At 63.1% G+C, this 19,898-nt stretch carries 17 protein-coding genes and 1 tRNA gene; 5 read left to right on the top strand and 13 right to left on the bottom strand.

All coding sequences use genetic code 11. The features are described from left to right. Positions 1-156: 156 nt before the first annotated feature. On the top strand, positions 157-1,866 hold the full coding sequence (locus Q8K99_08830) for an IS1634 family transposase (GenBank protein MDP2182657.1): 1,710 nt from the start codon (positions 157-159) through the stop codon (positions 1,864-1,866). Positions 1,867-2,230: 364 nt separating this feature from the next. On the opposite strand, the gene Q8K99_08825 is transcribed toward Q8K99_08830, so the two are convergent. From Q8K99_08825 to Q8K99_08800, 6 genes are all read right to left on the bottom strand, one after another. Further along, positions 2,231-2,740: a hypothetical protein gene (locus Q8K99_08825; protein ID MDP2182656.1), complete on the bottom strand. Its 510-nt coding sequence runs from the start codon at positions 2,738-2,740 to the stop codon at positions 2,231-2,233. Further along, positions 2,724-3,497, bottom strand: a complete 774-nt coding sequence (locus Q8K99_08820) for an ImmA/IrrE family metallo-endopeptidase (GenBank protein MDP2182655.1) — start codon at positions 3,495-3,497, stop codon at positions 2,724-2,726. Before Q8K99_08820 ends, Q8K99_08825 begins: the two co-directional genes overlap by 17 nt. After that, entirely contained in the window at positions 3,494-3,847 is a 354-nt protein-coding gene (locus Q8K99_08815; protein ID MDP2182654.1) for a helix-turn-helix transcriptional regulator, read from the bottom strand. The genes Q8K99_08820 and Q8K99_08815 overlap by 4 nt, the downstream gene beginning before the upstream one ends. A 169-nt stretch (positions 3,848-4,016) precedes the next feature. Further along, complete coding sequence (locus Q8K99_08810; protein ID MDP2182653.1) at positions 4,017-4,616, bottom strand: hypothetical protein; 600 nt, start codon at positions 4,614-4,616, stop codon at positions 4,017-4,019. Positions 4,617-4,632: 16 nt separating this feature from the next. Next, entirely contained in the window at positions 4,633-5,268 is a 636-nt protein-coding gene (locus Q8K99_08805; protein MDP2182652.1) for a hypothetical protein, read from the bottom strand. A gap of 164 nt (positions 5,269-5,432) precedes the next feature. Beyond that, a complete protein-coding gene (locus Q8K99_08800; protein MDP2182651.1) occupies positions 5,433-5,840 on the bottom strand; it encodes a transposase in 408 nt (135 codons plus the stop codon). Positions 5,841-6,046: 206 nt separating this feature from the next. Here Q8K99_08800 and Q8K99_08795 point away from each other — a divergent pair, with 206 nt between their 5' ends. Continuing rightward, positions 6,047-6,619, top strand: coding sequence for an integrase core domain-containing protein (locus Q8K99_08795; GenBank protein MDP2182650.1), 573 nt, complete (start codon positions 6,047-6,049; stop codon positions 6,617-6,619). A 196-nt stretch (positions 6,620-6,815) separates the two neighbouring features. On the opposite strand, the gene Q8K99_08790 is transcribed toward Q8K99_08795, so the two are convergent. From Q8K99_08790 to Q8K99_08775, 4 genes are all read right to left on the bottom strand, one after another. Beyond that, positions 6,816-7,406, bottom strand: a complete 591-nt coding sequence (locus Q8K99_08790; GenBank protein ID MDP2182649.1) for a hypothetical protein — start codon at positions 7,404-7,406, stop codon at positions 6,816-6,818. A 110-nt stretch (positions 7,407-7,516) separates the two neighbouring features. Further along, positions 7,517-9,532, bottom strand: coding sequence for a DUF2510 domain-containing protein (locus Q8K99_08785; GenBank protein ID MDP2182648.1), 2,016 nt, complete (start codon positions 9,530-9,532; stop codon positions 7,517-7,519). Between the two features lie 281 nt (positions 9,533-9,813). Continuing rightward, positions 9,814-10,518: a DUF2569 domain-containing protein gene (locus tag Q8K99_08780; GenBank protein MDP2182647.1), complete on the bottom strand. Its 705-nt coding sequence runs from the start codon at positions 10,516-10,518 to the stop codon at positions 9,814-9,816. A gap of 133 nt (positions 10,519-10,651) precedes the next feature. Beyond that, positions 10,652-11,224 (bottom strand): hypothetical protein, encoded by a 573-nt coding sequence (locus tag Q8K99_08775; GenBank protein ID MDP2182646.1) that lies wholly within the window; start codon positions 11,222-11,224, stop codon positions 10,652-10,654. A 312-nt stretch (positions 11,225-11,536) separates the two neighbouring features. Between Q8K99_08775 and Q8K99_08770 the strand changes: the two genes are divergently transcribed. Then, on the top strand, positions 11,537-13,156 hold the full coding sequence (locus tag Q8K99_08770) for an Eco57I restriction-modification methylase domain-containing protein (protein MDP2182645.1): 1,620 nt from the start codon (positions 11,537-11,539) through the stop codon (positions 13,154-13,156). Between the two features lie 10 nt (positions 13,157-13,166). Beyond that, positions 13,167-13,868, top strand: a complete 702-nt coding sequence (locus tag Q8K99_08765; protein ID MDP2182644.1) for a PaeR7I family type II restriction endonuclease — start codon at positions 13,167-13,169, stop codon at positions 13,866-13,868. 376 nt (positions 13,869-14,244) lie between these two features. On the opposite strand, the gene Q8K99_08760 is transcribed toward Q8K99_08765, so the two are convergent. Next, positions 14,245-19,113, bottom strand: a complete 4,869-nt coding sequence (locus Q8K99_08760; protein ID MDP2182643.1) for a cell wall-binding repeat-containing protein — start codon at positions 19,111-19,113, stop codon at positions 14,245-14,247. Positions 19,114-19,211: 98 nt separating this feature from the next. Continuing rightward, positions 19,212-19,442, bottom strand: a complete 231-nt coding sequence (locus Q8K99_08755; protein ID MDP2182642.1) for a hypothetical protein — start codon at positions 19,440-19,442, stop codon at positions 19,212-19,214. Here Q8K99_08755 and Q8K99_08750 point away from each other — a divergent pair. Further along, positions 19,427-19,723, top strand: coding sequence for a tyrosine-type recombinase/integrase (locus tag Q8K99_08750; GenBank protein MDP2182641.1), 297 nt, complete (start codon positions 19,427-19,429; stop codon positions 19,721-19,723). The genes Q8K99_08755 and Q8K99_08750 overlap by 16 nt on opposite strands. A gap of 91 nt (positions 19,724-19,814) precedes the next feature. Here the strand turns inward: Q8K99_08750 and Q8K99_08745 are convergent. Next, positions 19,815-19,890, bottom strand: a tRNA-Thr gene (locus Q8K99_08745). Between the last annotated feature and the right edge of the window lie 8 nt (positions 19,891-19,898).

Raw genomic sequence — 19,898 nt, 5'->3', positions numbered from 1 at the left:
CCCTGCGTTCCGCAGCTAATCCGGTCTTTGGGCCATGTCTGACACTGAAACCGCAGGTCAAAGGCTTGCAGCCTAGCAGGAAACGCGAAATGTCATAGATACACGTTTCTCAGATTACGGGTTGTGCCGCCTGTGCATATGTGGGATTGTCTAGTCATGTACCTGCGGACGACACCACGGAAGAACAAGGACGGCTCGGTCGTCCGCTACCTGCAGCTGGCCCACAACGTGTGGGACCCGGTGGCCAAACGCTCCAAGGTCACCGTGATCCACAACTTCGGCCGGGAGGACGACGCCAACCGTGAGGCCCTGCGGCGTCTGATCGGCTCGGTGTCGCGCTTCCTGGATCCGGATGCCGCTCTGACGGCGGCCGCCCCCGAGGGGCTCTCGTATCTCGAGTCCCGGCCTTCGGGCGGTGTCTGGGTGCTCCAAGGAGTGTGGCACCGCCTCGGGATCGACTCCGTGATGCGCAGACTCCTTGCGGGGCGCCGGCTCGACGTCTCCGCCGAGCGAGTGCTCTTCGCTCTCGTCGCGAACCGGGCGCTGGCCCCGTCGTCCAAGCTCGCCGCGTCTCACTGGGTCTGCGAGGACGTCGCGATCGAGGGGATGCCGAGCACCACCGACGACGCGTGCTATCGGGCGATGGACTGGCTGCTCCAGATCGCGCCGGAGCTGGAGCGCGAGGTGTTCCATCAGGTCGCCAACCTGCTCGATCTGGAGGTCGACCTGCTGTTCTTCGACACCACGTCGACCTACTTCCAAGTCGACGAGGCCGACGAGCCGGTCGCGAGGGACGAGCTTGGCCGTGTTCTCCAAGACGCGGACGCCGCCGACGCCGCCTCGACCGTGGGCTTCCGTACCCACGGCAAGTCCAAAGACCACCGCGGCGACCTGCCGCAGGTCGTGATCGGCATGGCGGTCACGAGGGAGGGGATCCCGGTGCGGACGTGGTGCTGGCCGGGCAACACGTCTGACTCCGCCCTGATCCGCCAGGCCAAGGACGATCTGCGGGACTGGACGCTGTCGCGGATCGTCTGGGTCGCGGATCGGGGGTTCTCCTCAGCACAGAATCGCCGTTTCCTGCGCCGCGGGGACCACCACTACATCATCGGGGAGAAGCTGCGCTCGGGCTCGGCCGAAGCCACCGCCGCCCTGTCGCGGGCCGGCCGCTACCGGACCGTCGCCGAGAACCTGCGCGTCAAAGAGGTCCGCATCTCGGAGCACGAGCGCTTCATCATCTGCCACAACCCCGAAGGAGCCGTGCGGGACGCCGCCGTGCGCGCGAGCCTCGTCGCGAGTCTTCAAGACACGATCGCCGGCACGGACAGGCTCACCGCCACCAAGCGGGCGGAGCTGCGTGGCGTGATCTCGACCAAGCCCGGTCTGAACCGTTTCCTGCGGGTCACACCCAGTGGGCTGTTGCGCGTCAACGCGGCCGCGGTCGAGACCGAGAGCAAGCTCGACGGCAAGTACCTGCTGCGCTGCTCCGATCCCACGCTGTCGGCAGAGGACATAGCGCTGGGCTACAAGCAGCTGCTCGAGGTCGAGCGGGGGTGGAGGGACATGAAACAGATCATCGACCTGCGACCGGTCTACCACCGGAAAGAGGAGCGCATCCGCGCCCATGTGCTGCTGTGCTGGCTGGCCCTGTTGATGGTCCGCGTCGTCGAGACCACGTGTGGCGGACATTGGCCCGATATCCGCCACGAGCTTCAGCGCATGCGGATCGGCACCTTCCGGGGTCCCGCCGGCACCTTCAGTCAGCGCACCGAGATCACCGCCCCCCAACGTGCCATCCTCGCCAAGCTCGCGCTTCCAGAGCCGCCCCGGATCCACGAACTCACTCCGGCACCCGCAAGCTCCTGACCTGCGGTAACGCCGACCCCTAGATACACGCCGTGTCGGCGTGTTCGCGCCCGTTTCCACAGCTCAGACCCCGTAAACGTGTACTATTGGCGCAACACAGCTGCGGAACGCAGGCCTGCGGGCTGCGACAAGTGTGGGTTGCCCCGCATCACCGATATCACACTTCTCAGATTCCTGCAACAACGTGCTCGCGTCCTGCAGACTCCGAAAGCGGCCGATTCCTGTGGCAGTCGCCGAGACCCCGCCCGCCAGGTTTGGCCTAACGTTGTTGAGCTTGACCTGCAAGACGAGGCCCGCCCCGCCTCGGGAGAAGCTTATCCCGCGCGCCGAGTCTGGGCTTCACATCGCACCAGGCGCCGGGAGTTCACCGACGTCGCCGAGGCTTCGAGGATCTCCTGATTGCTGCCTGGATCTCAGTGGCCTGCTGCTTCGTGATTGCGCGCTGTCGGGTCAGCGACTTCAGTATGTCACTGGTCGTTTCCATGAAGATGGTCTCCGAGAGTCGCAACTGTCGCATTGGCTCGAGGTCCTGGCTCACGAAGATCCATCCACGCGATGCCGCAAGGGCTGCGGAAGACACCTCGCCAGCCCCGAAGCTCCGCGTCCACTTGCTGATGATTCTTTCAGCAGTCTCGTTCGCGATATCGGGATCAGCAACTTGAACCTTGCCGCATTCAACCAGCTCGAAGAACTTGCTCAAGAAGGGGAATTGCTTCTCGCGGAGACGCTTGAGCTCGTCCTCGACTGCTGAGGTGATGAGCGCAGCATCACCAACATGGGCTATCAGGTGTTGGAGATTGTCCGTTCGACCGCAGAAGTCGATGACGACACATGAGTCGAGAACATATCGCTCACCATCATCCGACGAGGACATCGTCGACCTCGACAGGATCGAGAATGTTGTCAAGGTCGTCAACGTCCACGCCCAGGAGTTCAGCAAGCTTGGACTCCGAGATGCGCTCGTCCTCAAACGCACTGATTGCCAAGGAACGATAGCCGCGAGGCAGGGAATCAAACGCCCGACCAGTGTCAGGATTCGTGGCGTAGAAGGGGCACGTCGGGTCTTGCAGATCATAGCCCATCGAGGCGGCCACTCGGCTGGGAGCTTCCTCAAGGAGCGCGTCACGATGCGGGGCGGTGATGATCCTCAGATTGTGCAGCCGATAGACGGCTGCGCGGTAGCTCACGCCGTAGGCATAGCAGAAGTCGACGACCTTCTGGGCGTCGACCTTGGGACGGCCTAGATCCGCCGCGAAGAAGGTTGCCGCACCAACCGCCGGCATGAGGAACGCCGCAGCAAAGGCATCCGCGAGCTTCTCATGCGGGGGCTTCTCGCGACCACAGACCACGAAGCCCAAGTCGCGATGGACAAGCGAGTGGCAGTATTCGTGCGCAATGGTGAAACGCTGGCGACCGAGCGGATGTGCTGAGTTGACCATCATCCAGGGCTCACCCGCAACAACCACGAAGCAGCCGGACAGAGAGCCACCAGGAATCGGGGTCACATAGACGAGAACCCCTTGTTGCTCGACCAATGCTCGTGCATCGATCACTGGGTCATCGCCGAGACCCAGGCGCCGCCGCTCTTCCCCGGCAAGCGCTTCTGCCTGGATGTAGAACGCAGGACTCACGATTCCACTACCGACTTCAGCGAGACGTAGTCTCTTGCCAGCTTCTCGAGCCGCGCGATTGCGGCTCGATCTACATCCTCCAAAGAACCGGCGGCTCGAGGCAGAGCTACCGAGACCTCAAGAACATCCGGTCTCCCAGCGACCGCATCGAGGACGTCAGGGAGAGTGAGCCCGTACGCTTCAGCTAACTTGACCATCTCCGCGAAGCTGGCGCTTCTTCTACCGGATTCAATCTCAGAGACTGTTGCGTGACGCTCGGTACCAAGTGCTCTTGCTGCCGCCTTGAGAGAGATACCCCGCGATTCGCGAAATCCACGCAGTGTCTGACCGAGGTGCGCGTCACCGCCCATGTGTCCGCCTCCCGCCACCGTGTACGACATCCGTACAAGTACATACTACCCGTCACCGGATTCCGTACACAAGGTCCAAGCCAGAGATTGCTGCAAAAAGCCCTTCACCTAGCGCAATGGAGATGAGCGGCAATGCAGAGCATTGTCCGCTCCATCTCCTGGTTAGCCGTCACGGGTTCGCGCTGCGTCTGACCTTCACGCTACAGCTGTCGATGATGCCCGAGGGCAGATTCCCGAGAGGGGCGACCGTGCTGGTCCGACCGCCTATGGCCCCACTGGTCGCAGCAGCGCTTCCGCGGTCTACCACAGCAGCGATGAGAGCGAAACTGCGCCCGCCGTCTCCGGTCTCGCCGAAGTGCGCCATGCCGTTCCAGTTCCCATCGCGTCCGGATTCAAACTCGCGCTCCTGAGGGTAGTACAGGTCTGTGTCGCCGCTGAACACAAACAGGCGCAAGCACTCGTTGGCATCCAGCGACCGCACTGTACCGGAGATGATCTCGTTACGCTCGACGGATGCGCCTTCGCTCGGCCGGTTGATGGCGATGGCGACGGGCGGGGTGTCCAGCTGCCATATCGCGACCCACAGGAAGATGATCGCGCCTGCGGCGAACGCCAGGCGCTGCCACAAGACTAGTCTGAGGACTCTACAGCCTTTCGTACCTGGGAGCGGGAGGACACCCGCCACACTGAGGGCGAAGCACATAAGTCCGACCAAGGCGATAGCGTAGCGCGGTGAGAGCCCCGCAAGGAAGCGCAGTAGTGCGTCCATGTCCTTTGCCGTTCTCCTAGCGGCGCCGCACCTCGACGCGGCAGACGATCTCGACGCCGGAGGGCAGCGACGTCATGCCAGGCCAAGCGTTCTTGCGATCGCACTCGTCCTGAAATGCATCGAGACTATTCGCCGCGCCGTCGCTCACGCGCGCGACAATCGCTATGAACGACTCGCCTACGTTGCGCCCCACGTCGCCGAAGTAGCAGGACTGCAGCCAGTCCCCGGTCTCGGGATCGATGACAAGATCCGAGCCCTGGGGGAAGTACTTGCCGGTGGTGACCGCCTGCACCAACAATCGATGCCGCTCTCCATCGCCCGGAGGAGCTACTCCTGAGACCCCGTATTGGGCGTCCACATCCTCACCGGCTGTGGGAGCCGTGATTGAGACAGCAGTGGGCTTCGGACGAGGAGGCGGCTCCGCAGCGTGAGGAGGCTGGGTGGCCGGTACGTTCGGGGCGGCCGTGGTCTCCTGCAAGGTAGGAACCGATGACTCCACTGACTGCTGCGCCTCGCGCTCCACGGGGCCAGGCGACTTTGGCCCGCAAGCGACCATGCCCAAACCGAACAGAAGTGCAGCCGCGCCCAACAGCAAGAGCAGGGCATACGGGTGGTGGCGGCTGGAAGCGCGAGACATCGCCATGCGTCCCATACAGACCCCCCCCCCGAACGGCGTCGCACGCGAAACGCGTGACGTTGAACATTCTAGCATCGTTGCGGCGGAGGTGACGGCCAACGTGTTACGGCATGAGCGGCGGGTTTCGCCGCGCATGTTGATTCTAGCTCGCGCCGCCCGCTGTTGCTCCTATGTCAACTCTACACCGCGACAGCGACCGGATCGGTGATGAAGTCGACCTCGAGCACCCGCCCCGCCCGCGCGCTCTCAGCCCTCACCATCGTCTTGTAGACCGCCCTCGAGATGTGGCGCTTCAGGCACCGTAGCGCCTCGCGGTTGCTCATCCCCTCCGACCGTTTGCGCTCCATGAACGCGATCGCGGGCGGGTGTGTACGGATCGGCGTGATCGCGATCATGTGGATGGTGGAGTTGAGTCTCCTGTTCCCGGTACGGTTGAGCCTGTGGCGTGTCGACTTGCCCGAGGACACCGGCAGAGGAGCCGTGCCGTCGTGCATGGCGAAGGCCGCCTCGCTTCCGAATCGCGAAGCGCCTGCCGTCTGGCCGATGAGGTGTGCCGCACCGATGGCCGCGCAGCCCGGGAAGGCCAGAAGCTCGGGGATGAGCTCTAGCGTGAGAGTCTCGATCTCGCGTTCGAGAGAGCGGACCTCTTCGGTGAGCGCGCGACAGCGCCCGACCTGTTCGACGGCGATGCGGCACCGGACGCTGTCGGGCAGCGCCAGAAGCGCACCCTCGAGCCGGTCCAGCCGTAGCGGTCGAGCACCCGCGGAGGCAGTTCGAGCCCGACCTCGAGGTCATGGATGTTCCAACGCAGTCTCTGTTGGATGCGCCCGCGCTCCTCTACCAGGTCAGCGCGGTGATCGACGAGCAGGCGTACGTCGAGCTCGGGGCCGGCCAGATGCGCCTCGGGAAGATTCGGCTCCCGCAGCGCGGCGCGCGCCGGATGAAGATCCTCACCGTGATCGACGAGTTCACGCGGGAAGCGCTCGCGATCGTGCCGGCGCGCTCGCTCACGTCGTCCGCGGTCAAGGGCGTGCTCGCCAAGTTGTTCGCGGTGCGTGGCAAGCCCTCGACGATCAGAAGTGACAACGGTCCCGAGTTCGTCGCCTTCGAGCTCACGGAATGGCTCGAGACCCAGGGAGCGACAACGCATCACATCGAACCCGGGAAGCCGTGGCAGAACAGCTTCGCCGAGTCGTTCAACAGCCGGGTGCGTGACGAGTGCCTGAACATGAACGAGTTCTGGAGCATCGAGCACGCCCGCGTGGTCCTCGAATCATGGAGGATCGAGTTCAACACCGAGCATCCGCACAGCTCGCTCGGCTACATGACCCCTGAGCAGTTCGCGGCATCATGGGACGCGGCGTGAGAGGTTTCGCTACGATGGAGGGGAAACCGGAGGCCCTAACTCGCTGAGCGGTACTGCGAATGGGGCCAGCCCACCTCGGCTACCGGACACCGGAGGAATGCTATGCACGATCGTAGGAAGTCGCTTCGGAAGGCGAAGTGTTGCACTTCAAACTTGAACTCAGACAGCCAACGCAAGTCCTACTGTCGGGTGCGCGTCAGTTGATGATGGTGACCTTGGCGTCCCAGAATGTGACGGTCCGGTCGCCCCAAAGGAACTGGGGAGCGATTGGCACTCGCGCGGTTCTCCGGACCTGCCCGGGGTCCATTCCCTTCATGATTCCCTTCAGCTTCGTAGAGGAGAGTCCGGCGCCTCTCTTCCAGAGTAGAGTCGCCGCAGCGGAGCAGTCGAAGTGCTTCGTGTCCACTTCGCCGTTCTTGAACGACACGATAATCGTTGGCTCCTCCAAGTCGCGACCGCCCCATAGATAGCGCTTCCCGATGACCCTCTCGTACGCAGATGTGTCGGGGGCGTAGCGGGATGGCGGATTCGGTGCTCCCATGATCTTGGCTACCTGCTTGTACGTCATCCCATGAACGATCTGACTGTACTGAGCAAACCCCTTCGCGTGCCCGGAGAGGACCGCTGCTTCGTCGAAAGGAATGTCGGAGGAGCTCGTCTCGCGTCCGACGCTCCCGGCGGTGACCGTCGGCGCTCCTTGCACTGCTAGCGGTCGCGCCGGTGTGCAAGCGCTGGCGGTGATGCTGAGCGCGCACGCCAAGGCGAGCACGACGGACAGCGGTCTCATCGGAGCCCTCCAATCGCGTGCGAACTCATCGGTCTGCCCAACGTGTTTGGCTTCACCTGCGAGCGAAGCGAGTCAGGTGGAAACCATTGTTGGGCGCACCGACGATTGCGTCAACGTGATCCGGCACCGCGGCACTCCGGCGCTGGTGCCAGAATAGGGTCGTACTGCTGACATTCGCCGTCAGCCACGTGGCCGGTCCAGCTCGTACCGTCCCAGTATCGTAGGGCATGACGAGCCGTGGGATCAGGATGCCAAGCAGGCGGGGGCGGTGCGGCCTCTTGCGTCGGGGAGCCACCTTGAGTGGGAATCACGTCGATGTTCTCATGCGGCGACGCAGGGGAAGCGGACGATGGGGCGCCAGCATGGGTATTCGTCTCGACCTCCTGAATGCGAGAGGCAGCTTCGGGCAGAGGGTCGTACCGCTGCCGCTCGCCGTCAGTCACGTGGCCGGTCCAGCTCGTACCGTCCCAATACCGTAGGGCATGACGAGCAGTGGGGTCGGGATGCCAAGCAGGTGGGACTGGGTCAATCTCACTATCCGAAGTGACCGCCACCGCCGCCGTCTTCATCCGTCTCCACCACGCCAGCCGCCGCGCTCCCCAAACGACTTGCGCCAGTCCAATCGCTGCCCACCACAGGCTTGACGAAATCGAGAATGCGTATCCATACGTGCTCAGTGCAGCACTGGCAAGGAATTCGTGTGACATGTTGAACACGCCGATGACGATCAGCATCAAGCCCTCGATGAAGACGATCTCGGGTCCGCTCTTGACAAGCCCAAAGGCCGCGAACGCCAGCATGACTGCACCCAAGACGAGGCCCGAGTAGAGGAGGAAGTAGATGCCGAAACCTGGAGTCTGAAGCCCGTCGAGCACTGTCTGGTTCTGCGCAGAGACGAGGAGCCCGAAACCAAGATTCACGGCCCCCCACAGAGCGAGAGTACGAACTGAGCGGTTGGGTCCCCAGTAGGACTCCTCCGCGGCGCGCTGCAGTACAGCGATCTCGTCATCCTCCCATGCCTGCTGTGCAGCCCATTCTGGACTGCTGCGCCGTTCGACTTCTCGGTCGTACGCGCTTCGCCCCTCCGCAGTCAGGTCTTCCCGTTCGAGAAGGGCGAACTCCTCAGTCGACATCGACGCATAGCGGCTCTCCAATCCACCACCGGCGGGCTCTCTCACCGAAGACCTCCTTCCTTGCGCTGTGTTGCGGTTGGTTTCCGCTCTCGCAGCCTGTGCCGTCCGGAACTCGGCCTCAGAGGAGACGGTCCTCTCAAAGAAGTCGTGACCGACTGCTCCCGGGAACCTCCGACGGAGAGCGGCGAACACGTCGTCCGGAGCCATGCCTGCAGTGATCGCGCCAGCGACGAACCGCTCAAGGACCTGTTGCATGGCCGATTCAGCGACGGGCACGCGATCCTTGGAGAAGAAGTCATCGCGATCTAGGCTGGTCCACACTCCGTAGGCGCTCTGCGCCTCATCCAATAGCGGCCGAAGAGATGACGGGAGCATCGTGCGGTCGCCCGCGTCCTGCTCCACGATCCCCCCTATGGGACCTTCGGGCTGCCCCGCTACCGCGGGACCCCGGCCGTCAGGGACTGGCCCAGCATCCAGCGGATCGACGGATTGCCGGCCGTCGGTCGCCACGTGGTGTGTCCAGATCGCGCCGTCCCAGTACCGAAGGCTGTGACGACCCGTAGGGTCAGGACACCAGGCCGGAGCAGGGACTTGCGCCGCACTCGGTGCGGAGGGGGAACTGTCAGGACGCGATATCGGGCTTGTCGCCGGCTGTGGATCAGGCTGCTGGGCCGCTGGCGTCAAGTCATCGAACAAGTCCAGAGTCACGTCTCCAACCGCGCGGTTCGTGTAGACAATCTGAGCCACGAAGCAGACTACGACCAACACGGCTACTACTGGGCCGAGCACCCCTCTGAGTCCGGCAAAGGTCACGTAGAAGTTCACCGCTGTTGGCGCAATCAGAAACGCCGCCTGCGTGCGTGCCTGCGTAGCGGTCAACTGCTGCCCCTTGACCATGGACTTGCCGGACAGCGCGATCCACACTCCCCAAATGGACAGAAGGAACCCGATGGACAGAATGACATCGACCACGGCGTCCGTTCCCGAGTACACGGTGCCTCCTTCCCCCTGTTGCGCCCAACGTGTTTGAGCTTGACCTGCAAGGCGAGGCACCGCCTCGCCTTGGGAGAGCGTAGCTCTCCGTGCCGAGTCTTGCCAGGTCGAAGCTCTGGTTAGCACCGGCGGCCCGCGTGTGGTCTCCATTTGACTACGGCGGTTCGGACTTGGCCCTCCCAAGGTTCGGGTAGCACCACCCGGATTGGCGGTGCGCGTAGCACTCGGAATGCAGTCGCCTCAGGCCGAGGATGCTTACGCCGCAGGAATACGTTGTGCAATCAGTTGACGAACGTTACCTTCACGCGCCTGGAAACCGCGAAGTACGCAATCCAAATGCCATTACCTATGAAGCCTTGCACGAGCGTGAAGGCTCGCACTTCTGCGGCCTGTTCCGCTGTAGGCATGAGCCCAATGAGGAACCCCGCAACATACATGGCGATCATGAAGAGCGGCGCATCGGTCCTCTTGCCGAAGAAGCGGAATGCAGCGAAGACTGCCAAGAGCAGCCACCCTCCGCGCAAAGCAAGTTGTGGCACGGACCCTCCTCCGGACATCAACATGACGAGGTTCACGATCGGACCCAAGACGAGTCCAATCGCTGGCAGAACCAGCCATCCGCCAATGCCCACCAGTCGAGGATCTGCGTTCACCTCCGCGTCGGGCCAAGCCGTCCGCTCAGGTTGGGCGACGATCCGCTCGATGATCCCGACCGCCTCTGGGAATGCGCGGCGAGCAGCCGCCGACATCCCAAGCGGATCGACGCCGACAGCCGTTGCCTCGTCGATGAGCTCCTCCAGGGCCTTGCGTAGCCCCAGCTCTGCCACGTCCAGGCCGTCTACGGAGAAGAACGAATCGTCCTCTCGAGCAGCCACCCAGGTCTCGTACGCATTCCGGGCGGCTTCAGTAAGTGGTCGAAGAGCTGGCGGGAGAACAACCTCGCCGCGTTCCCTGGCTTCCGCCTGTCCGTCCTGGTGCTGCGTCATCTTCCCCTCCCCAATTGAGCCGTGTGCGCATAACGTGTTTCGGCATGAGCGGCGGCGCGCAGCGCCGTCCGTCTGGATGCCGTTGTTGGACGGCACGGTCTCGTGACGACCGGTGCGGTGCGCAGGCGGGCGCCTAGTTAGCAGGCATCGGCCCCTGATACACGATTGTCACAGGCGTCTTCGTGCCTGTCGACTTCTCAAAGAACACATTCACGAACGTACCCCCCAAGCTGTCCGAGTCCTTGTTGCACATGATCGACGTCTCCCGCACGCTGCTGTCTCCAGGTACTGCGTTCATTTCGATGGTGCTGGCCGTCCACCCCCGTCGCGCCAGCTCGGCTGCCAGATTGCCCTGGTACCAGGCGATCACTTCTTGCTCGGTCCCGTCTGCCACAACGTCTATCTGGATGTGAATCTGAGCGTCTCCTTCCTTGAAGTCGAACTTCGTGTAGGTCGCTTGGGCTGAATCCGGATACAGCCGAAGACCGGCGAGCTCCGTGCCAGCTGTCACGCCCTCGTCAGTCTCGATGTCGGCTCCTGCGTTCTCGTCTGCCGGTGGCTCCACGCTGTCCGCCGGTGGCTCCACGCTGGTTGGCGCAGGCTTGCTCTCTTGGTCGCCGACCACCCCACGGCAACCCGTGCCAAGCATCACGCCAAGAAGAACCGCCACAATCGCCGCCACGACCACAAGGGTCCTCTTCTCCATGAACCCTCCTCACGTTCGTCCTGCTGGGCTGACTATGATCATACGTGCGCCAACCGAGTCGACCGGAGGTCTCCAATGTAGGCCGCAGGCTCGCCCTCGATCCTCCGGACAACAATCCTGCCCCGGGTCCGTCCAACGTATTGGAGACAACTCGCGAGCGAAGCGAGTCGAGTTGATCTCCTGGCTAGCAGTTGCCACGAGCGGTTCCTGGAAGACCTCGGTAAGCCGCGGGTAAGAGCCCAGTGCCATGCTCGGCAGTTGTAAGTGCGTGGGTTCAGACTATTCTTATGAGGTGACGATGTGGAGGCTTTGATGGCGTCTGTTCAAGAGCATGGTGCTGTATTCACGAAACCTTGGATGGTTGAGCTCATGCTCGACCTTTGTGGCTACACGCCCGATCGGGATCTCTCTCGCTGCGTGGCTGTGGAACCATCGTGTGGCGACGGCGCCTTCCTCCTGCCGATGGTCGAACGCCTGTCTGCCGCGTGTCATTTGCGCGGTCTGGACATTGCCGATGCTGCCGATGGCATCCGTGCCTTCGACCTGCAGACTCAGCACGTCGAGACATGCAGAGCAGCGGTCGAGAGGTGGCTGTGCGAGGAGGGATGGCCACGCAAGGTGGCTATCTCGCTGGCGGAGCGTTGGGTCACATGCGACGACTATCTGCTGCGATGCCACGACCGAGATGAGGCCGACTTTGTCATAGGCAATCCGCCGTACATCCGAGCTGAGGCTATTCCCAGGGACTTGAGGGCGAAATACGTCGGATCATGCTCAACTATGACGGAAGGCAGCGACATCTACGTTGGCTTCTTTGAGGTCGGTCTCAGTTCGCTGAAGCCGGCCGGAGCCCTCTGTTTCATCTGTGCCGATCGCTGGATGCGCAACGGATACGGCAAGAAGCTGCGCCGTTTGGTCACGGAGGAGTACAACGTCCGGGCAGTCTACGAGATGCACGGAGTGGATGCCTTCGCCGAGGAGGTTTCTGCATATCCTGCCGTGACGATTATTGGCAGGGGCCGACAGGCGAGAGTCCGCTATGCGATCGCATGCCCCACTTTCGATGCCCGTGCGGCCAGCCGCCTAGAGGCGTGGTCCAACAACGGAGGCGAGCCGGTTCGCGACCCCGACTTCGCGGCTACGGTCCTGAGCGACTGGTTCCATACCGATGCGCATTGGCCCACAGGCACGCCCGAGAGCTTGACTCTGCTACGTGAACTCGAAGCGCGCTTCCCGCTTCTCGAAGAGACCGGCGCAAAGGTGGGAATCGGCATTGCGACCGGCGCAGACAATGTCTTCGTCACGTCCGATGCGAGCGCCGTCGAATCCGATCGCCTGTTGCCCCTGGTGAAGACGGGCGACATCACCTCCGGCCGTGTCGAGGGGCATCGAACGTGGCTGGTGAATCCGTGGGCGGCCGATGGCACGCTCGTGCCGCTGCAGGAGTACCCGAAGCTCAGGTCGTATTTTCAGACACACGAACCGCAACTCTCGAAGCGGCACATTGCCAAGAAGAGCGAAGGAGGCCGCTGGTATCGGACGATCGACAAGGTCATGCCCGGACTGCGTGAGCGACCGAAGTTGCTCTTCCAGGATATGAAGATGACTATCGAGCCGGTGCTGGATGAAGGCAGCTACTACCCGCACCACAACCTGTACTGGGTCACCTCAGACGCATGGGATCTGAAGGTGCTGGGAGGCTTGTTGCTCTCGCGGGTGGCTGAGTTCTTCGTGTCGTCGTACGCTGTTCGCATGAGAGGTGGAACCCTGCGCTTTCAGGCTCAGTACCTGCGGCTCATCCGTGTTCCGAGACCCGAAGACATACCACTCGACTTGAAGGTGCGGCTGGGCCAAGCGTTCGAGGAGCGCGATGTCGCGGCGGCGACCGCCGCTTCGCTGGAGGCGTATGGAATCAACGGTGTGCCCAATTGAGAGGGATGCGATGCCGAGTCGGGACTTCAAGGACGCCGTTGTCCGCTGCTGGAGCGTGCGGGCGGAGGCGGCACAGAGAGCCCGCGACAAAGGCAGCACCGACCCCGGATTGAGGGCGGGGGTCACCAGCGGCAAACACCTTGATCCACTCGCGGAGTTGGCTGAGTCCGTTCTTCTGGACGCCGGGCTTCCCGTGTCGAGCATCTATCGCGACAGCAGAGTGGAGCTGCCGGGTTACTACCGGCCCGAAAAACGCTGGGACGTGGTGGCCGTTCACGACGGCGTCGTGGTGGTGGCAATCGAGCTCAAGTCGATTCTGGGCAGCTACGGCAACAACATGAATAACCGCGCCGAGGAAGCCGTGGGCAACGCGACGGATCTGCTCGAAGCGGCGGAGAAGGGCCTGCTGGGCGTGAAGCCGCCGTGGCTGGGCTACGTGTTCCTGATGCAGGATGAGCCTGGCTCGAGGTCGCCCGTGAGCGTGCGCCAGTCGCATTTCCCCGTCGATGAGGAGTTCAAGAACTCCTCCTACCAGGACAGGGCCGTCACGATGTGTCGACGTTTCGTGCTCAGGCGTCTCTACAACGCCGCGTGGTTCGTAACCGGCGACGGGGGACTGACAGCGGATTGCATCAGCCAACCTGCGAGCGATCTCTCCTGGGCCAAGTTCGAGGCTGCCATGCGGGGTCGCGTGGCCGAGATCCTCGCGTAGCCCATGGGACAGTCTGCCTGCGTGCGAGTGGCGGCATACTGCTAACGTGTCACGGCATGGGCGGCGGGTTTGCGCCGTTCATGTTGATTCTATCTCGCGCCGCCCGATGCCGGGGCCGGCACTCCAGGAGTTCCGGCCCGTTGCGTTCGTCCTGGCGGAAATGGAGGGATTCGAACCCTCGAGACCGGGGTAACCGGCGTAACGGTGTTCGAGTTCTTGTCCCTCCGTCACGTCTGGTGTTGTGTAGACACGTCTAGAACCGTCTAGCACGGCGCCTTCTGAAGCTTCGTCACGTCTGGCACCGTCAAGGCACGTTTCGTTGTGTCCTGCATGTTTGCAGTCTTGTTTGCAGATGCGCACCGTTGCAGTGCCAGGACTAGTCCAGCTTCCCCTCGATGGCGTCGAGCACTCCCTGCGTCACCGAGTTCGGCCCGCCGAAGACGTAGCATCGCGCAATCTCCGACTTGTGAGCCGAAAGCCAGCTGCCAACCTCGCCCGTGAGCTTCCCCCCATCGGTGATGAGCAACACGCCGCCCTCGCGTCCCACCACGCCGCCTCCGGTAAGCGCATCAGGAAGCTTGGCCGCGATGCCCGTCATGGTACGGGTTAGCCAGCCTTTCGCCACAGCCTTGTCGGCGATGCGGATGGCGGTGGTGTAGCGAGAGCCGACGTACCACTGCTCGGTAGGCGCCTTCTTGGCAAGCGCCTTCTGGACGGGAGAGGTCACCGTGTTGACCCCGCCGCCGATGACGATGAGATCGGGGTCGAACTCGTCGATCACCCGCATCGTGGCGGAAGGCACCGAGCCTGCAGAGACGAGCAGGATGGGATATCCCTTTGCCGCGGCTATCGGCGAGAGCGCGAGCGCGTCGAAGAACTTCGCCGGGTCAGCCCCGTTCGCGATGAGCACGACCTCTGGAGCCACCCCGCCGTTGGCCTTCCGCATCTCACGCGCGATCGTTGCGGCCATGTCGTATCTTCCCCCAGTGGAAAGCAGCCTGTGTTTGGCGAGCCCGCCTCCCACGGCTTTGGACAGCTCGGTGTAGCGCGCCTCGGGCACGGACACGGGGCCGCCTACGATGTGTACGGTGACGGTGCCTCCCGCCTGGGTCTTGATCTCGGCCACGGCCTGCTCGACCTCGGACGGCACATCTCTTGAAGAGACGAGGAACAGCGGGCCGTCGTATGCCCAGACGAGACCGGAGGCGGCAAGCGGGTCGGCCGCCGCACGGTCCTCGCCCGACGCGATTATGACGTGTGTCACCCCTCCCCACTGCGTCCCGGGAGTGGTCGGGTCGGTGTCGAAACCCTTGCGGGCTATGGCGACCGCGGTGGAGTAGCGCGTCTTGCTCGAAACGCGCTCGGCTTCCTCAGCCGTCGTGGCGACCGTGAAGGTCTTGCACACGGTGCCGGAAACGTTGCCCGCGGCGTCCGCCGCCCGGTAGGCCACGGTATGCTTTCCTGCCGAAGAGACCGTGAAGGAGGCAGCATCTCCGTCGATACGGACGGGGGCAGCCGAGTCGAGCACGTACTCAATCCAATCCACGCCCGAACCTGTGTCTGTGGCGGTGATGTGGACGGTGGCGACACCCATGTAGGAAGCTGTGGCGTCAGAAGCCGGAACCGGCGGTGAGACGTCCACGATTATGCCGTCGCTGACCCCGACGTCGCTCCACATGTCGAGGCCGTTGCGCGCTTTGACGGAAACGTAGTAGACGCCGGCATCTGCGAGAGACAGCCCTTGCGCGGCAACGACGGTCTCGGTCCCAACGGAAGTCCAGTCCGACACGCTATTCCAGCCAGCTGCGGGGTATTGCGCCGTGCCGATCGCGTACTGGTACTCCGCGATCCCCGACTCGGGATCAGCGGCCGACCAAGTCGCCTGCACAACGGTCTCTGTCGCCGTGTATGAGCCATCATCGACGACCGTCGGGGTAGTCGGACGCGTGGTCTCGACCCGGGAAACGGTCGGATTCGTCGGAGTCACCTCCGGCACGCTCGGGAAGTGCACGGTCGCGTAGTTGATGACCTCGTCGCCCGAGACGCAGCTTGTTTCCACGCTGACGCTCAGCGTGCGCTGGCCCTTCTCACTGGGGCCGACTTCGCCGATGAACCACGTGATTGTGCGAGTCGGTGCATCGTACGTGCCCCCACCGCCTATCGACAGCGTCGAATCGTCCAGGTCCTCGTCGAGGACGTCGGTGATGTAGACGCCGTAGGCGGTGCCTTCGCCCTCGTTCTCGTAGTCGATCGTGTACTCGAGCATGGTCCCGGGCAGGATGGCGCTGGTCGGAGTGACCGACATCGCGTTGGGGTCACGGGCGGCATTGGCGTGGGAGAACGTGTCGGCCTTCAGTGACGTGACTCCGCTATCCTGCCTCAGTTGAATGATGATGCTCCTGAGAGTGGAGCCAGCGGGGTAGTGATCGGCAATGTAGCTAGCATCGTATCTGCAGCTATTCAAGAGCGTCAGCACTGCATCCCGATATCTGATGAGGGAGTCGAGATTGGTCTCGTCGGCCTCCAAGATGGCCATGTTGAGCCGCTTCGCGATGTAGTAGAAGACGGCGTCGGGCATCAGCTGGCTGACCCCGAACAACTCGCTGACAGCGACAAACGGAACGCCGACGACATTCCCTGCAACCCCCCAGAGCAGCTCTCCGGCGCTCATCTGCTCGCGGCTCAGAGGCGCTGTGTGGTGGGCGAGCAGCGCATCTGCCCCGTCGTGCGTAAGTGCCGCGGAGCTGAATCCGAGTGGGGCGTCGTTCGGCAAACCCCAGATGATCGTCGTGCGGTAGTAGAAACGAACGGTCGAGCGGGGCAGAACCTCGATGAGATCCCATCGCACCGAGTGCAGCACGCCATCGTAGACGCCGCCGTCAGTCGACGAGACATGATCGCCCAAGCCGGAGGGCAGAAGGACGACGCTCACGTCCTTCGCCGGGAGCAAGCCGTCGTTGCGCAGCTCCACGACGTAGTCTACCGTCTGGCCGGGGCTGACACGCTCCGGCCCAATAATCCTCGCCCTAAGCTCCGGCTGAGGCGGACGGCCCGCATCGATTCGCTGAGTCGTCCCCCGGAATGTACCTTCGTCAAAGCGTCCCTCGATGCTTCCCGCAAGCGGTCCGCTGAGCATCCCCCTTGCCTCGGTCGAAGCATATAGGGAATCTGGACGGACGGTTGCCCACCCTTGGCCGGAACCTCCGCCCCAGACGTACGACATGATGGTGAAGCCTTTGCCGGTGAACGGACTGGCCGGGTCCGTGATTCGGGCAGTTGTGAGCGTGGCGCCGAGCGGCCCGCCGTTGGATCCGTAGACCGAGCCGCGCATGGCGATCTGCTCAATGTCGAGTTCGGTCGATGGATAGTCAGTCGCAGGTCCGTCATACGACAAGCTGCCCTCGACGCCGATGGCTGCCGAGACGAGGAGGGCGCCGCCGCTCGTGAGCCGCCACGTCGCTGTGTATCGGTCGAATACGCCGGTGGTTGACGTCGTCTCTGCAAGATACCCGTCAACCGTGCCCCGCAGATCGCCGTCGAACATCCCTCGCAAGCGGTACTTCCTCGCGCCCTCCTCATACGAAACGAGTGCCGACCACTCCCCCGTGTACTCAACGCCCTCTAGAGTGGCGCGCCATCGGGCGCTCACGAATCCCTTGTCTGCGAAAGCACCGGTCTCGACGGTGACGAGCTCCAGGCCCTCGAATTCGACGGTGCCGGTGAGGTCGCCGCTGGCGGCCAGAGCATCCGCTGTCGCCGTCCTTGAACGGAGCGTGGCGACGGTGCTCGTCGTGGTCGACGACTCCTCTGAAAGCAAGAAGTCACCGTCTCGTACGCCCTCGTTGACGAAGATGGCCTGGATGCCGCTCGTGCCGCCGGGGATGAGATTGGAGGCTCTGCTCAGAAACGCCACAGAGCGGCCGTCGGCCGAAATATCAGGGCCACCCGTGATCCAGTACACAGCGTCTCCCCCACCAGACCAGTAGTTGGCCTGTGTACCGTCGGATGCTACCGACACACGAGTGGTCGTAGCGGTCCCCGTATCGCGGACGAAGATGTCCATCTCGTGGTTTGTATCGTCGGGTACGAGATTCGATGCGTAGCTCGCGAAGGTAGCGTAGCGGCCATCGGCGGAGATGCCGATGCCGGTGTAGTAGCCGGAGGGTGCGCCTCCAGGATGGCCATCGGAGTCCACCGAGACGCAAGTGGTGGCGCCGGCCTGCATGTCGCGGACGAAGACATCCTGGGCGTTGTTCGTGTCGCCGACGACGAGGTCGGAAACAGTAGATGCGAATGCCACGTAGCGTCCATCATCGGAGATGGCCAGACCAGCAGTAGCAGAACCGTAACCGTCCGGCGGTCCGATCAGCGGTCCGACCACCCTTGTCACACCGCCCACGGTGTCATGGACGAAGACACTGTACCTCGTCGTGCCGCCCGGGACGAGGTTGGTGGCGCCGCTCGCGAAGGCGACGTAGCGGCCATCGGCGGAGATGGCGAGGCCGACGCGGTTGCCCGACTGAGCGTTTCCTTCAGCTCCATCCGACGCCACTGAGACGCGGCGGGTCTGGCCCGCAAGCGTGTCTCGCACGAAGACGTCTTCGGCACTGTTGGTGTCGTCCGAAACGAGGTTGGAGGCCTGAGAGGAGAACGCGACATAGCGGCCGTCGGCGCTGATCGCGACCTCACCGTTGAACCCCCCGGCGCTTCCTGAAGCATAGTTCCCTTGGGTGCCGTCGGAGGCTGTCGAGACGCGGGTGGTCTCACCGGATCGCATATCACGCATGAACACATCTAGGACATCGTTGGTGTCCCCGGGGACAAGGTTGCTCGCATGTGAGGTGAACGCAACATGGCGGCCGTCGGCGGAGATGGCGTTGTCCCAGCTCATGTAGTCTGCCTGAGCACCGCCCGTGGCCACGGAGACGCGGTTGGTGACGTCCATCAGGGAATCGCGGACGAAGATGTCCCACGTCCCGTTCGTGTCGCCGGGGACTAGATTGGAAGCATTCGAAGCAAATGCTACGTATCGTCCGTTGTGAGAGATGGAGCAGAGCATCGCCACGTTGTTTGCCGGTTCACCACCCGAGGCCACAGAGACGCGCGTCGTGGTTCCCAGCAGGGTCGAGGAGGCCGGGTCGAGCGCAGCCGAGCTGGCTACGCCGGAGAGCAGCAACGGTGCGACGCAGAACATCACCACGGAGGTTAGGGCGGCACGCCTGCGGAGTCCGTTTCGAATCCTCATGGATTGCTCCTCCCTCTGATGGCGGCAACGTCAACCCCAGGCTCCGCTGCAGGAGGCAGCTCCATGTCAACCGGGATGCAGTCCAGTTCGATGACTGCCTAAATCACGGCACGAAGCTCTGCCTCCGAGTCGGCATACGTTGAACTGATGAAGAGATAGTACCTCTCGTCCACCCGTATCCGCCAGTAGATCGAGGACTCGTCAGTATGGACTCGTGACTCAGCCAGGATGTTGTTGCACCGGATGGGCGTGATGGTTGCAGGATTCACCTTGTCAACATGGAACGAGCGGCGCCCTCCGTCGCGCTCCACAAGTGACACGATCTTCATCTTGTGGTGGTAAACCTCTCATCACTCCTGAGGCGTTCTCGGTCGCTTTCAGGACCGTCGCGGAGCGGAACACGCTCGGACACATCGCGCCGCACGTTCTGAGGCACTCCTGGGTATCGCAGATGATCGCTTTCGGATTCGACGCCGTGACGATCGCGGCCATGACAGGGCACTCCCCGGACGTTCTGCTCAAGACCTACGCCCACGCCTTCGACACTCGGAAACGAAAGGCCGTGGAAGCGCTCGGAGAGGCCCGGAATGAGGCCCGTGCGGCAAAATAGGCGCACGGATAGTACGCATGAGGCCCGCAGACGTGAATCCTGCGGGCCTCTTGTATCTGCCGAAACGGTGTGTTTCCGCAGGTGAACTACCTGGAGCCGACGAGGGGACTCGAACCCCTGACCTACGCATTACGAGTGCGTTGCTCTACCAGCTGAGCTACGTCGGCGCACTATC

The sequence above is a fragment of the Actinomycetota bacterium genome (assembly GCA_030682655.1).
Taxonomy (GTDB): Bacteria; Actinomycetota; Coriobacteriia; order Anaerosomatales; family JAUXNU01; genus JAUXNU01.
Note: the sequence above shows the minus strand (reverse complement) of the source record. Positions and strands in the feature narration are given on the sequence as shown.